This window comes from Agarivorans sp. B2Z047 (genome assembly GCF_023373605.1).
Lineage (GTDB): Bacteria > Pseudomonadota > Gammaproteobacteria > Enterobacterales > Celerinatantimonadaceae > Agarivorans > Agarivorans albus.
In genome coordinates this window covers 5,204,237-5,217,758 of the sequence record NZ_CP088080.1, presented here as the reverse complement: position 1 = coordinate 5,217,758, position 13,522 = coordinate 5,204,237, and the positions used below count along the sequence as shown (strand labels likewise).

At 45.3% G+C, this 13,522-nt stretch carries 14 protein-coding genes; 10 read left to right on the top strand and 4 right to left on the bottom strand.

The genetic code is table 11. From position 1 onward, the window contains the following. Position 1 precedes the first annotated feature (1 nt). Together LQZ07_RS24125 and LQZ07_RS24120 are read right to left on the bottom strand one after the other, a co-directional pair. Positions 2-937: an SPFH domain-containing protein gene (locus LQZ07_RS24125; RefSeq protein ID WP_016400204.1), complete on the bottom strand. Its 936-nt coding sequence runs from the start codon at positions 935-937 to the stop codon at positions 2-4. Between the two features lie 192 nt (positions 938-1,129). Next, complete coding sequence (locus LQZ07_RS24120; protein WP_152785151.1) at positions 1,130-2,068, bottom strand: LysR family transcriptional regulator; 939 nt, start codon at positions 2,066-2,068, stop codon at positions 1,130-1,132. A gap of 146 nt (positions 2,069-2,214) precedes the next feature. Between LQZ07_RS24120 and LQZ07_RS24115 the strand changes: the two genes are divergently transcribed. From LQZ07_RS24115 to LQZ07_RS24095, 5 genes are all read left to right on the top strand, one after another. Further along, positions 2,215-2,598: a DoxX family protein gene (locus LQZ07_RS24115; protein ID WP_016400202.1), complete on the top strand. Its 384-nt coding sequence runs from the start codon at positions 2,215-2,217 to the stop codon at positions 2,596-2,598. Between the two features lie 8 nt (positions 2,599-2,606). Continuing rightward, positions 2,607-3,446 carry a pirin family protein gene (locus LQZ07_RS24110; protein WP_152785153.1) on the top strand — a complete coding sequence of 280 codons (840 nt, stop codon included), beginning with the start codon at positions 2,607-2,609 and terminating at the stop codon, positions 3,444-3,446. A 10-nt stretch (positions 3,447-3,456) separates the two neighbouring features. Continuing rightward, positions 3,457-4,428, top strand: a complete 972-nt coding sequence (locus LQZ07_RS24105; protein WP_249483426.1) for a glutathione S-transferase family protein — start codon at positions 3,457-3,459, stop codon at positions 4,426-4,428. Between the two features lie 71 nt (positions 4,429-4,499). Then, a complete protein-coding gene (locus tag LQZ07_RS24100; RefSeq protein ID WP_152785157.1) occupies positions 4,500-5,504 on the top strand; it encodes an ABC transporter substrate-binding protein in 1,005 nt (334 codons plus the stop codon). Between the two features lie 136 nt (positions 5,505-5,640). Continuing rightward, positions 5,641-6,138: a DUF1456 family protein gene (locus tag LQZ07_RS24095; protein WP_016400198.1), complete on the top strand. Its 498-nt coding sequence runs from the start codon at positions 5,641-5,643 to the stop codon at positions 6,136-6,138. 58 nt (positions 6,139-6,196) lie between these two features. Here LQZ07_RS24095 and LQZ07_RS24090 read toward each other — a convergent pair whose 3' ends face one another. Together LQZ07_RS24090 and LQZ07_RS24085 are read right to left on the bottom strand one after the other, a co-directional pair. After that, positions 6,197-6,391, bottom strand: coding sequence for a hypothetical protein (locus LQZ07_RS24090; RefSeq protein WP_152785159.1), 195 nt, complete (start codon positions 6,389-6,391; stop codon positions 6,197-6,199). 130 nt (positions 6,392-6,521) lie between these two features. Further along, positions 6,522-7,880, bottom strand: coding sequence for an MFS transporter (locus tag LQZ07_RS24085; protein WP_016400196.1), 1,359 nt, complete (start codon positions 7,878-7,880; stop codon positions 6,522-6,524). A gap of 359 nt (positions 7,881-8,239) precedes the next feature. Between LQZ07_RS24085 and LQZ07_RS24080 the strand changes: the two genes are divergently transcribed. From LQZ07_RS24080 to LQZ07_RS24060, 5 genes are all read left to right on the top strand, one after another. Then, positions 8,240-9,283: a DUF2804 domain-containing protein gene (locus tag LQZ07_RS24080; RefSeq protein ID WP_152785161.1), complete on the top strand. Its 1,044-nt coding sequence runs from the start codon at positions 8,240-8,242 to the stop codon at positions 9,281-9,283. Positions 9,284-9,300: 17 nt separating this feature from the next. Further along, the gene (locus tag LQZ07_RS24075) at positions 9,301-10,161 is read left to right on the top strand and encodes a sterol desaturase family protein (protein ID WP_152785163.1); all 861 of its coding nucleotides are present in this window, start codon (positions 9,301-9,303) and stop codon (positions 10,159-10,161) included. A gap of 77 nt (positions 10,162-10,238) precedes the next feature. Continuing rightward, positions 10,239-11,003, top strand: coding sequence for a DeoR/GlpR family DNA-binding transcription regulator (locus LQZ07_RS24070; protein WP_152785165.1), 765 nt, complete (start codon positions 10,239-10,241; stop codon positions 11,001-11,003). 22 nt (positions 11,004-11,025) lie between these two features. Then, a complete protein-coding gene (gene glmS / locus LQZ07_RS24065) occupies positions 11,026-12,858 on the top strand; it encodes a glutamine--fructose-6-phosphate transaminase (isomerizing) (RefSeq protein ID WP_016400192.1) in 1,833 nt (610 codons plus the stop codon). Positions 12,859-13,007: 149 nt separating this feature from the next. Further along, positions 13,008-13,283, top strand: coding sequence for a putative quinol monooxygenase (locus LQZ07_RS24060; protein WP_152785167.1), 276 nt, complete (start codon positions 13,008-13,010; stop codon positions 13,281-13,283). The last annotated feature ends 239 nt before the right edge of the window (positions 13,284-13,522 follow it).

The window sequence follows — 13,522 nt, the reverse complement described above, 5'->3', positions numbered from 1 at the left end:
GCTAGCCTCTATTTAGGGTATTTAAAATGGTGGTGGCTTGAGCAACTAAAGAGCCTGCTTCAGTGCTGCTGTCGGGTAACAATACCACACTCGATTCTTTGGCAATGGCGTGTTTAGCTTCAATCGCTTTAGTCGCAAGATCTAGCTGAACCGCTTTTTGGCCTTCTGGTGTAGCGGCTGATTGACCAACCGTGGTTAAGGCTTGAGCTTGCGCATCGGCAACCGCAATAATCGCTTCTGCTTCACCTTCTGCACTTAGTACTTGCTCACGCTTTTCTGCTTCTGCTTGTAATACACGTGCTTGTTTCTCACCTTCAGCAATGTTGATTGCGGCAGCTTTTTCACCCTCAGACTCTAGGATTTTAGCGCGACGTTCACGTTCGGCGCGCATTTGCGATTCCATCGAATCCATAATTGAAGCCGGCGGAGTAATATCTTTAATTTCATAACGCAGCACTGCAACTCCCCAAGAGGCAGAGGCTTCATTAATTTGAGTAACAATTTTGGCGTTAAGCGCATCACGCTCTTCGAAGGTTTTATCGAGCTCAATTTTACCAATCTCAGAACGCATAGTGGTTTGCGCTAATTGAGTTACCGCAAATACATAATCTTCTACGCCGTAAGTGGCTTTGTATGGGTCAAGTACTCGAAAGTACAACACGCCATCTACCGACAAAGAAATGTTGTCTTTGGTGATAGCTGCTTGGCTTGGTACGTCAAAGGCTTGTTCTTTTAAAGAACGGCGTGCCGATACTTGGTCAATCATAGGAATTAGGAAATTTAAGCCCGCTTCTTTGGTTGATTGGTATTTACCAAAGCGCTCAATAACCCAAGCCTCATTTTGTGGCACAAACTTGATGGAAGATTTAAGTACAAATAGCGCAAAAATTAACAGCGCAACTTGCACGGTGAGAAGATAATCAAAAATCATAGGCATAATACTTTCCTTACCAGTTAAAAACGAAGTTGTATCGCGAATATACCGTTACGCTGCGAAGCTTATATGTCACCCATATCTATTTGTTGGGGACGTTTTATTTAGCAGCAAGGTAATCATAAAAAGCCTTGAGAATACAGCGCTTTTTGACAGATAAGTGATTACCGTTGGGTCGGCTTACAGAAAACCTTATTAATCTGCATTAGCCCTATTTAAATGCTGGCTTAAGGCTTGATCCCAATACGGGTTTAAGCCAAAGCGTTGGGCTAAAAAATCTATCATTACCCGGCTACGGTGTGGCAAATAGCGGGTATTGGGGTAAACCGCCCAAGCGTGCAATGCGGGTAGTTTATACTCGGGCAGCACAATTTCTAGCTCTCCTTTGGCAATAGCCTGCCAAGCAATAAAACTCGGTGTGTGGGCAATGCCGTGCCCGGCAATGGCTAAGTCTTGTAAAAAATCACCATTGTTGGCGCTAATATGCGGTTTATAAGCCACTTGATGAACTTGTCCTTTATTATCACTTAATTGCCAACTGGCAGCGCCGCGTAAGCTGTAATGCAACACTTGGTGTTGGCTTAGTTGTTCAGGTTTGGTGGGTCGGCCATGTTTGGCAAGGTAGGCCGGAGAGGCCACTAAGGCAAAATTGATAGGGGTGATTTTTTTTGCCTTAAGGCTGGAGTCTTTTAGCTCAGCAATGCGCAGTGCTAAATCAATGCCTTCGGCCACTAAATCATGTTGGCTGTCAGCCAGGCTTACTTTAAGTTTCAGTTGAGGATGCAGCTGCATAAATGCATCAAAAGCGCTGCTTAGGTGAGCCTGACCAAAGGATAAGGGCACTGCAATATGTAAGCTGCCAGTTAAGGTTTGCTCTTGGCAACTAGCGTCTTGGTTTAGCTGATCTAACTCATCAATAATGCCTAGACTTCGTTGATAAAACTGTTGGCCAGCGTCGCTTAAACTTAGGCGACGCGTGGTGCGCTGCATTAGGCTGCTGCCTAGGCGTTTTTCTAAGGCACTTAAACGCCGGCTCACCACCGATTTAGCGACTCCTAACTGTTCCGCCGCACGGCTAATGCTGCCTGCCTCGACCACCCGCACAAAAATCTGCATTTCTTCGAGCTGTCCCATTGCCATATTCCATGTTCGCTAGTGATTATTGTTGCCATTATAGGAACAATTATTTGCCAAGCGCACGGTTTATCGTTCTTCATAACAACATTAATCTGTTGTTAAGCAAATGGCCTTGAGCCAAAAAACACATGGAGAACATGACAATGAATTTACTACAACAACTAAGCCAGCCTACAGCACGGGTATTTTTAGCGTTGATTTTTATTCTTTCTGGTTACGGAAAAATTGCAGCTTACGCTGGCACCCAAGGTTATATGGAAGCCATGGGAGTACCGGGTGCATTGTTACCTTTGGTTATTGCCTTAGAGCTGCTAGGGGGCTTGGCAATATTACTAGGCTGGAAAACTCGCCCAGTGGCGTTTTTGCTAGCAGGCTTTAGTTTGCTGTCGGGTTTGTTGTTTCACTTTAACCCTGGCGATCAAATGCAAATGATTATGCTGATGAAAAACATTGCCATAGCTGGTGGGTTCTTATTATTGGTTGCCCATGGTGGTGGCGCATATTCACTCGATAAACGCAGCGCATAGGAGCAAACATGACTAGCTTAAAACAGTTACAACAAGTGGTGGCTGGCCAAGCCACCAGCGATGGAGCAGGAGTAAAGCTCACCCGGATGTTAGGCAATAGTCAGCTACGTCATCTAGACCCATTCTTGATGTTAGATTGCTTTGAGTCAGACAAACCCGATGATTATTTAGCGGGTTTTCCGGAGCATCCGCATCGTGGTTTTCAAACGGTTACTTATATTCTTAATGGCCGGATGCGTCATAAAGACAATGCTGGCCACGAAAGCGTAATCGAAGCGGGTGGCGTGCAATGGATGAATGCTGGGTGCGGAGTGATTCACTCAGAAATGCCCGAGCAACAAGATGGCTTACTTAAAGGTTTTCAACTGTGGGTGAACTTAGCCGCAGAGCACAAAATGTCGGCGCCAGATTATCAAGAGCTGAGCGCCGAGCAAATACCATTGAGCCAAGATGAGCAAGGCAACGTAATAAGAGTAGTTGCCGGAGAGCTGGCTAACGGAACGGTTGGCGCGGTGCAAACTAGCCACACTGCAGCTAGCTTTTTAGATATTAGTTTGGTGGCAGGGGCAAAGGTTAATCTAGATTTACCTTCTCATCATCAAGGTTTTGTTTACGTGATTGAGGGGGAAGTAACGGTTGCCGATAACCCGCAGGCTATTACTGCTTATCACTTGGGCGTGCTTAGTGAAGGTGAACAACTGTTGTTACAAAGCCAGCATGCTAGCCGCGTATTAGTTGTAACGGGAGAGCCGCTTAACGAGCCGATTGCTTGGGGTGGCCCCTTTGTTATGAATACTCGAGAGCAAGTATTACAAGCATTTGACGATTTTCAGAATAATAAATTTTAGGAGCGCAACCGTGGGATTATTAGTTGATGGAAAATGGCAAGACAAGTGGTACGACACTAAACAAAGCAAAGGCCGTTTTGTGCGTAGCGAATCGCAGTTTCGTAATTGGGTAACTGCCGACGGTAGCGCCGGACCAAGCGGTAAAGCCGGGTTTAAAGCTGAATCTGGGCGCTATCACCTGTATGTTTCCCATGCTTGCCCTTGGGCCAACCGCACCATGATATTTCGCAAGCTTAAAGGCTTGGAAGAGATGATTGATTACTCGGTAGTGCATTGGTTTATGGGCGAACACGGTTGGACGTTTGCACCTGGCGAAGGTGTGGTTGCCGATCCGATTAACCGCGCCGAGCTGTTACATCAAGTGTATACCGCAGCTGATGCTAACTACTCTGGTCGAGTGACGGTGCCAATTTTATGGGACAAGCAACAGCAGACCATAGTGTCTAATGAGTCTGCCGACATCATCCGAATGTTCAATTCAGCGTTTGATGATCTTGGTGCCAAGCAAGGTGACTACTACCCAGAAGTGCTACGCGAAGAGATTGATGCTGTTAATCAGCGTATTTACGACACCGTTAACAATGGCGTGTATAAAGCGGGTTTTGCAACTAGCCAAGAAGCCTACGAAGAAGCCGTATTCCCCTTGTTTGAGAGCTTAGATTTTTTAGAGCAAACTTTGTCAAACAATCGCTATTTATTGGGCGAACAACTCACCGAGGCAGATTGGCGCTTATTCACCACCTTGATTCGTTTTGATGCGGTGTATGTGGGGCATTTTAAGTGCAACTTAAAGCGAATAGTTGATTACCCAAATATTGATGGCTACATGCGCGAGCTTTATCAAATTGAAGGGGTTGCAGATACCATTCATTTTGACCATATCAAGCGGCACTACTATGAAAGCCACAGTACGATTAACCCCACTGGAGTAGTGCCTGTTGGTCCTATCTTACAATTAGATAAGCCTCATAATCGTGGCTAAGTTGAGCAAGATCTAGTGAATAGTCAGTGCCTTAAAAGGGCATTGACTATACTTAGCCAAAGCGTTTACGAATGAGACAGTTGGTGAGCATTTTAGGTCGATTTTTCTGTGTGTTTTTGTTGCTGCTAGCGCCCGCTGGGGCTCTCGCCAAGCAAAAGATTCTGGTGATAGAAAGTTATCACCAAGAATATGCATGGGATAAAAGTTACATAGAAGGCTTAGAGTCGGTACTTGGCGAACATTATCAACTCACTTATTTTCAAATGGATACTAAGCGGCTTCCGGTTACCCGTCACCGCAGTCGTGGCGAGTTAGCTTGGCAGCGCTACTTAGATGTAAAACCCGATCTAGTTATTTTAGGTGACGATAATGCGCTAAAGTACCTCGGTTCGCGGTTTGCCAAAACCTTGGTGCCGGTGGTGTATTTAGGCATTAATAATAATCCTCGCCGTTATCACGTTCATCAGCGGCACAATATTACCGGTGTTTTAGAGCGACCCTTAATCAAGCGCTCAATCTCTAGCATTAAGCCGTTATTTCCGAATGACTTAAATCGCATGCTTATTCTGTTTGATGACGGCACCACCGCTAAAACGGTACTACAGGAGATGTTTGGCGGCGATACGCAATTGCGAGTGTCTGGAGTTGATGTAGAGTTGCGATTAATTAGCCGTTGGGACACATGGCAGCAAGCGGTTATTACTGCAAAAGATGAAGGGTTTGATGCAATAGCCTTTGGCCTTTATCACACCTTGAGAGACGAGCGAAACAAATATGTAGATGCAAATGAAGTATTGAAGTGGTCGTCGCAGCATACACCGCTGCCTCCTTTCGGCTTTTGGGATTTTGCCGTGGGCAAAGATAAAACCATTGGCGGCTTAGTACTGTTTGGTTACGAGCAAGGACGCATTGCCGGCGAGTTGGCCCATACAATATTAACGACCGATGTAGAGCCACACACCCTTGGGCCTAAAACCGCTGAAAAAGGCCGGTATTTGTTTAGCCGCAGCGAGTTAGAGCGCCATCAAATGACCTTACCGAGAAAAATGGCCAATAAAGCCAACTTTGTAGAGTAGCTCGCTTTAACCATACCCTTTGACTACGCTCAATAAATAAGCGGCTGGGGCGCTATCTACTTGCTGCCGGATAGCGTAGAATCCTGCTGGTTTTTCAGCCTGTTGGCTGTAGGTTTACTTTATTTGGGATCTATCCATGACTAATAACGATATTCTTCGTCGTCTTCGCTACTGTTTTAATTTTAACGATAACAAGATGATTGCCATTTTTGCGCAAGCTGAGTTAACAGTGAGCCGCGCAGAAGTGAGTGATTGGTTGAAAAAAGATGATGACGCCGCTTATCGCAATTTGAATGATAAAACCCTAGCGATTTTTCTTAACGGCTTAATTAACGAAAAACGCGGTAAGCGCGAAGGCCCGCAACCCGAGCCAGAAAAGCGCCTTAATAATAATCTCATTTTGATGAAGCTAAAGATTGCTTTAAACCTGAAAGCAGAAGATATGTTAGAGGTACTAGGGCTAACCGGTTTTCAGCTAAGCAAACATGAATTAAGTGCTTTTTTCCGCAAACCCGATCATAAGCATTACCGCCTGTGTAAAGATCAAATCATGCGTAACTTCTTACACGGTATGCAGCTTAAATACCGCGCTAATCCAGACGAAGCCCCTGATTTTGAGTGGGACGAAGAGTAGTCTTCGGATAAATAAAAAAGCCGAGCTTAGCTCGGCTTTTTTGTGAGTAAATATTGGCTTAGTAGTAAGTATCGCTTTCGCTATGAAACTGCTCATCATCGGGAAATAGGTCGTGATAGGCGCGGGTATGCAAGTTGCCGGTATGTTGGTCGCGAACCAATGCGACATTGTTTCTTTCATCTAAGGTGTCTATTAGGGCTTCACCGTTGTCGTAAATACAACGCATGCCTACTTTGAAAATATGCTGGCTCATGGTGCTGACTCCTTGTTCAAAGGTTCAGCTTATATAACGTTGCCATAAGACGTTTCGATCGACCTATTGGTGATTTTTACAAATAAAAAGGGCGAGCCTTGGCTCACCCTTTTTGGCATAGACAGTTTGTTTATGCGGTTTGTGCTTGGTTTAGCTCTGCGTCTTGATTGGCTAATTGTGGGTCGTCTCGGTCGGTTACGGTTAAGGTAACCAAAGCCGCTACTACCATAGATGCACCACCTAATACCAAGGCCATCATTGAGTCGCCACCAAAAAATTCGCGGGTGAAGTAACCTAAGATACCGGCCGCCAAAATTTGTGGAATAACAATGAAGAAGTTAAACACGCCCATAAAAAAGCCCATTTTTTTGCTAGGTAAAGAACCCGCTAAAATGGCGTAAGGCATACATAAAATACTCGCCCAGGCAAAACCAATACCTACCATGTTAAGCATTAACATTTTTGGATCGTTAATAAAGTACATGCCGGCTAAGCTTACGCCGCCCAAGGTTAAACATAGGGCGTGCACTACTTTGCGGCTGCTGCGTGCAGCTAACCAAGGTAGCGCAAAGGCAGCCAAAGCACTAACACCGTTATACATGGCAAAACATAAGCCTACCCAGTCTGCACCTTCGTTATAAAGGGCTGAAGAGGTGTCGGTGGCGCCGTAAACGCTGCTAGTTACCGCCGAGGTGGTGTAGATCCACATGGCAAATAGAGCAAACCATGAGAAGAACTGCACTACGGCTAATTGGCGCATGGTTGTAGGCATTTTCTTCACATCGGCCCAAACTTCGGCAAAACCTTCGCGCGTTTCTTGATCTTGTTCTGGCTCTGCGCCTTCAAAGCGCTCCATTTCTTCTGGGCTGTATTCTTTGGTTTTGAGAACGGTCCATAAAACAGCACCAAAAAATACCACGGCACCAGCATAAAATGAGATTTTAACTGATGGCGGAATAACCCCTTCTGGGGCAGTGTTGGCAATGCCGAACCAGTTAGCTAGTACATACGGCATGGCAGAAGCAATTACTGAACCCACACCAATAAAGAAGGTTTGCACCGCAAAGCCTTGAGTACGCTGTTCAGAAGGAAGGTTATCAGCAACTAAAGCGCGAAACGGTTCCATTGAAACGTTAATTGAGGCATCTAGTATCCACAACATGCCTGCTGCCATCCAAAGATAAGGCGAGTTAGGCATAATGATTAATGCGAGAGAAGACATGATCGCGCCAGCTAAAAAGTAGGGGCGACGACGACCTAAACCATTCCATGTTCTATCACTCATATAACCGATAATCGGTTGAATAAGTAATCCTGTTACTGGCGCAGCTAGCCACAAAATTGGGATTTGATCGATGCTAGCGCCTAGGGTTTCAAAGATTCGACTTACGTTGGCATTTTGTAAACCAAAGCCAAATTGAATACCTAGGAAACCGAAACTCATGTTCCAGATTTGCCAAAAGTGTAATTTTGGTTTGTTTGTATTCATGGACTTACCTAATGGTGAGAAGGGTTTTTATCTGGTCTAACCAGATGGTTTGAAAGTTGCCGAGATTGTGAATACAAAAGGTGATTTAATCCACAAAAATTAAGTGATCTGCATCACGTTAACGGTTGAAAGTGTTTTCAAAATCACATTTTTAGGTTTTTTTAGCTGATTTTTATTGGTTTTTCGAATCGATATTCTGGGTTTGGGCTTCTGCTTAGAGGCTTATCACGACATTTGCTCGGTATCAGCTGTTTTCTTGCAAGCTGGCTCACAAAGCAATCACACCTTTTTAGAATATTTACTCAAACTCTGCTTAGCTAGTAAATGTTAATAAAATGTAACCACTAAAGGTTTGGTAAATGCAAAACTCCCAACAACTTATTTCAGCTCCTAGTAGCTTAATCGCAGCGAATGGAGAACTTAGCTTTGGTCACTTTAACGGTCCGGTTAGCCAGTTGGGTTTGGCAAATTTTGTATATACCAATGTGATGGACAAACCAGCGTCGCTTTGGGCAAAGCATTTTCATTACAAGCAGTTTCAGTTTGTGAGCATTAATTGCGATGAATACATTTTAGGCTTTGCCTTAGCAGATATTCGCTACCTAGGCAGTGGCTTTTGTTACGTGTTTCATATCCCTAGCCAAACCTTGCAAGAGCGCACCTGGCTTAAGCCTTGTGGGATGGGGTATAGCACCCAGCCAAGCCCGGTAAATAGTTTGGCTTATCTAAAAGGCAAACATTCACTGCAGATTCAGATAGTTGAGGGACAATGGCACATCCGCGCCAACACACCGTTTTTAGAAGCCGAGTTAACAATAACTCCAGCCAACCAGCAACAATGCATGGCCATGTGCGGCCCTACTGGCTATTCCGGTTGGACTTATACCCAAAAGCAAAATGCTTTGCCGGTGGCTGGCCATTTGTTGGTAAACGGTAAAACACAGAATTTGGCGACAGCCTTAGGCGCTTACGATTTCTCGGCGGGCTATATGCGCCGAGAAACCTCTTGGCGCTGGGCAAGCTTTTCTGCTCGTTTAAACCAGACCTGCATTGGCTTAAACCTCGCCGCAGGGGTAAACGAAACCGGCTGTAATGAAAATGCCTTATGGATTGATGGAGAGAAGCACTTGCTTGACCCGGTGCATTTTAGCTTTAAACGCAGCCTAGCAAGTGAAACTAGCAAGCCACATCAGCCTTGGCACATTTACTCAGCCGACGGTCGAGTAAATCTTAGGTTTACTCCCTTAAATTGCCGCCAAGAACGTTTAAACCTGTGGTTGCTTAAGAGCAACTTTCGGCAATATATGGGGCATTTTAGCGGCACACTAGTATGCCAACATGGCCAAACACACCAACTACAAGACGTATTAGGCTTAACCGAAGATCACTTTGCTCGTTGGTAGCGATATAAGGAAAGTAAATGGATTTTGCTATGTTAATCGCTCACCCCGAATACTTGTTAATGGCTTTAGCACCGCTGTTTTTATTGTGTATGGGGCTAGAGTGGTATTGGGGAAATGTGCGCCAAAAACTGCCTCGTTCTGCTCAGTATCAAACCAAGGAATTGCTCTGCAATTTTGCACTAGCGGGCATGCATCAACTCAGTGATATTTTAATGGGTTTGCTGGTTAGCCAAATATACTTAAGCCTGTTTGGCTGGCGGCTGTTCGATATAAATATGACAGCGCTAAGTTTTGTTGGCTTATTTATCGCTCAGGATTTTTGTTATTACTGGTTCCACCGCGCTAGCCATCGAGTACGTTGGATGTGGGCGGCCCATGTGGTTCACCATAGTTCCGAGAATATGAATTTTAGCACCGCCTTTCGCCAAAGCTTAATGTACCCACTAGCCGGAATGTGGCTATTTTGGTTACCGCTGGTAATTATTGGGTTTGCGCCGCATTGGGTAGTGTTTGTTGTACTGCTTAACTTGGGTTTACAGTTTTTTGTTCATACTCAAGCAGTTAAGAAGTTGGGCCCCTTGGAATGGATATTTAACACTCCATCTCATCACCGCGTACACCATGGGCGCAACCCGCAATACATTGATAAAAACTATGCGGGAGTACTAATTATCTGGGACAGGCTGTTTCGCAGTTTTGAACCAGAACTTGAAACCGTTGACTACGGCATTACACAGCCAGTGAACAGTTTTAACCCCATCGTAGTTACTTTTAGCGAGTGGCGCTGCATGTTTATCCAAGCCAGTGCGCCGGGCTTAAGCATCGCTCAACGCTGGCGTTTATTGTTTGCGCCACCGGCCAAACAAAGCAAAGAGTAATTTTTTAACAACTCGGCTTGATCTTAAGTTTCGCTTAACTATAATAAGTTTCGATTCGAAACTTAGCTAATGGCATTATGATCAAACGAAACACTCAGCAGCGCCGTCGCCTTATCTTAGATCGCCTCGCCGACCTCGGCGAAGTGAAGGTTGATGAACTTGCTCACGCTTTTGAAACCTCAGAAGTTACGATTCGAAAGGATTTAGCTAGTCTAGAAGCTAACGGCTTGTTACTAAGACGTTATGGCGGTGCAGTGCCTATTCCTAAAGAATTGATAAACGAACCGCACGACGAGCAAGTATCCAAGCAAAAACAGGCGATTGCCCAGTCTGCTGCAGGCTTAATTCGTGATCATAATAGAATAATTATCGATAGTGGCAGCACTACCGCTGCGCTACTGCCAGAGCTTTCAGAAAAAGAAGGTTTGGTGGTAATGACGAATTCTTTGAGCATTGCTGGCGCCTTACGAGAATTAGAAAACGAGCCGACACTTTTGATGACCGGTGGCACCTGGGACACTCATTCAGAAGCGTTTCAGGGCCAAGTGGCCGAGCAAGTATTACGTGCTTACGACTTCGACCAATTGTTTATTGGCGCAGATGGCATCGATGTAGCGCGAGGATCGACTACCTTTAATGAATTAGTCGGTTTAAGCCAAGTAATGGCCGAGGTCGCCCGCGAAGTCGTGGTACTGGCCGAGTCCAATAAAATTGGCAGAAAAATTCATAACCTAGAGTTGGCATGGTCGAAGATCTCAACTTTAGTAACAGACAATCAGCTAGAGCCTAGCGTGGCTGAGCAAATCCGTGCTCAGGGCGTTAATGTGGTAATAGCCCAATAACTTTATCGACAAGGAAATAACTATGTGTGGAATTGTAGGAGCGGTAGCTCAGCGTGATGTAGCAGATATTTTGGTTGAGGGACTACGCCGCCTAGAATACCGTGGTTACGACTCATCGGGTGTGGCAACTATCACTGCCGATGGCGAATTAAGTCGAGTGCGCCGCTTAGGTAAAGTGCAAGAACTCGCCGATGCCTTAGAAGGCAACCCTGTACTTGGCGGCACCGGTATTGCACATACCCGTTGGGCCACCCACGGTGAGCCTAGTGAGCGTAATGCTCACCCACATGTTTCATGTGAAACCATTGCTGTTGTGCACAATGGTATCATTGAAAATCACGCCGAGCTTCGTGAGCAGCTTATTGCCAAAGGCTACACCTTTGCCTCAGATACCGACACCGAAGTGATTGTTCACTTGGTTGAACACAAGATTAAACATCACCAAAGTTTGGTTGAAGCGGTGCAATCGGCAGTGGCCGAGTTAGAAGGTGCCTACGGCATGGTGATCGCCGATAAACGCGATCCAAGCCGTTTAGTGGTAGCACGCTCTGGCAGCCCACTGGTTATTGGTTACGGTGTCGGTGAAAACTTCATTGCATCTGACCAATTAGCATTACTACCGGTAACTCGCCGTTTTGCCTTCTTAGAAGAAGGTGACGTAGCTGAAGTTACTCGCCAAGGCGTAAGTATTTTTGATGAGAATGGAGAGCCGGTAGAGCGCGAAATTAGTGAGTCTACTGCATCACACGATGCCGGTGACAAAGGCCAATATCGCCACTACATGTTAAAAGAAACTTACGAGCAGCCAATTGCGATTCAACGTACTTTAGAGGGCCGATTGCAAGCCGGCAAAGTGCTAGACAGTGCTTTTGGTCCTAAAGCCGCTGAGATTCTACCTACCATTGAGCATGTGCAAATTATTGCTTGTGGTACTTCTTACAACTCAGGCATGGTAGCGCGCTATTGGTTTGAAGAATTGGCCGGTATTCCATGTAACGTAGAGATTGCCTCAGAGTTTCGTTACCGCAGGTCATTTACGCCTAAAAATAGCTTGCTGGTTACTCTTTCACAAAGTGGTGAAACGGCCGATACGCTGGCAGCATTGCGCTTAGCTAAAGAACAGGGTTATACCTCAAGCTTAACCATTTGTAATGTTGATGGTTCATCTTTAGTACGTGAATCAGACATGGCTTACTTGATGAAAGCAGGCACCGAAATTGGCGTTGCTTCAACCAAAGCTTTCACGGTTCAGCTTGCCGGTTTATTAATGCTGGTTGCGGCGATTGGTCGTAATAAAGATGTATCAGCAGACTTAGAAGCGCGCATTGTGGGTGCTCTGCAATCGCTACCTGCGAAAATTGAACAAGCTTTAACACTAGACGGCGCCATTGAAGAGCTAGCCGAAGATTTTGCCGACAAGCACCACAGCTTATTCCTTGGTCGCGGTACCCAATACCCAATTGCCATGGAAGGAGCGCTTAAGCTAAAAGAGATTTCTTACATTCACGCCGAAGCTTACGCCGCGGGCGAGTTGAAGCATGGTCCACTCGCGCTAATTGACGCAGAAATGCCAATTATTGTGGTAGCGCCTAACAACGAGCTGTTAGAAAAGCTTAAATCAAACGTAGAAGAAGTACGTGCTCGTGGCGGTATCTTGTATGTATTCGCTGATAAAGACGCGAAGTTTGAAAGCGACGAAACCATGCGCGTGATTAATGTTCCACATGTTGATGAGCTAATTGCGCCTATTGTGTACACCTTGCCAATGCAGCTGTTGTCTTACCACGTAGCCCTGATTAAAGGCACCGACGTAGACCAACCAAGAAACTTAGCTAAATCGGTAACGGTTGAGTAAAGCTACTTAAACTAAGCTTAAAAAAGCCCCGCTATGTTTATGCTAGCAGGGCTTTTTTGTATGTGGTGAACAATCAAGTTTGAGCGTTTCGAGCGAGTTAGCGTGGTTGTCATTAACGTGAGTAGTGGTTGATGCGTAATAAGGAATTTATGCCAAAAGTAACATTGAAAGGCTTCATCATCGTTCCTGAATCGGAGCTTGAAATCGTTAAAAGTGAGTTGGTAAATCACAAGCGCCTTAGCCTTGAAGAGCATGGTTGTATTAGGTTTGATGTTACTGAAAGCTTGGAAAACCCACTTCGCTTTGATGTTTACGAAGAGTTTCGAGATAAGTCTACATTTGAGCACCATCAAGCCAGAGTGAAAGCATCTCACTGGGGTAAAGTCACAGTAAATGTTGAGCGGCATTATCAGATGGTAGAGTAAACACATAACCAAGCATTTAGGAGCGCCTGCGCAACGCGTGCCGGTTTCGCTTCGCCCAAAGTTTGAATAAAAGAGATCAGAGTTATTATAAATAGCGTCGGCTGCTCTGGCTTATGAGTAGTTCCATCTCCAATAACCATTCGTGCTTAAGGTAGGTGACTGGCCACGAAACTGTCGTTTTTTTTCAATCTTAACTCTGCCGTAATGAATAATATTTGTGGCATCCGAAAGCGAGAAAT

Bases quoted from the DNA above. Each gene is read 5' to 3' on its own strand.
- LQZ07_RS24125 (WP_016400204.1), bottom strand. From the start codon at position 937: ATGCCTATGATTTTTGATTATCTTCTCACCGTGCAAGTTGCGCTGTTA.
- LQZ07_RS24120 (WP_152785151.1), bottom strand. From the start codon at position 2,068: ATGGGACAGCTCGAAGAAATGCAGATTTTTGTGCGGGTGGTCGAGGCA.
- LQZ07_RS24115 (WP_016400202.1), top strand. From the start codon at position 2,215: ATGAATTTACTACAACAACTAAGCCAGCCTACAGCACGGGTATTTTTA.
- LQZ07_RS24110 (WP_152785153.1), top strand. From the start codon at position 2,607: ATGACTAGCTTAAAACAGTTACAACAAGTGGTGGCTGGCCAAGCCACC.
- LQZ07_RS24100 (WP_152785157.1), top strand. From the start codon at position 4,500: ATGAGACAGTTGGTGAGCATTTTAGGTCGATTTTTCTGTGTGTTTTTG.
- LQZ07_RS24095 (WP_016400198.1), top strand. From the start codon at position 5,641: ATGACTAATAACGATATTCTTCGTCGTCTTCGCTACTGTTTTAATTTT.
- LQZ07_RS24090 (WP_152785159.1), bottom strand. From the start codon at position 6,391: ATGAGCCAGCATATTTTCAAAGTAGGCATGCGTTGTATTTACGACAAC.
- LQZ07_RS24085 (WP_016400196.1), bottom strand. From the start codon at position 7,880: ATGAATACAAACAAACCAAAATTACACTTTTGGCAAATCTGGAACATG.
- LQZ07_RS24080 (WP_152785161.1), top strand. From the start codon at position 8,240: ATGCAAAACTCCCAACAACTTATTTCAGCTCCTAGTAGCTTAATCGCA.
- LQZ07_RS24075 (WP_152785163.1), top strand. From the start codon at position 9,301: ATGGATTTTGCTATGTTAATCGCTCACCCCGAATACTTGTTAATGGCT.
- LQZ07_RS24070 (WP_152785165.1), top strand. From the start codon at position 10,239: ATGATCAAACGAAACACTCAGCAGCGCCGTCGCCTTATCTTAGATCGC.
- glmS (WP_016400192.1), top strand. From the start codon at position 11,026: ATGTGTGGAATTGTAGGAGCGGTAGCTCAGCGTGATGTAGCAGATATT.
- LQZ07_RS24060 (WP_152785167.1), top strand. From the start codon at position 13,008: ATGCCAAAAGTAACATTGAAAGGCTTCATCATCGTTCCTGAATCGGAG.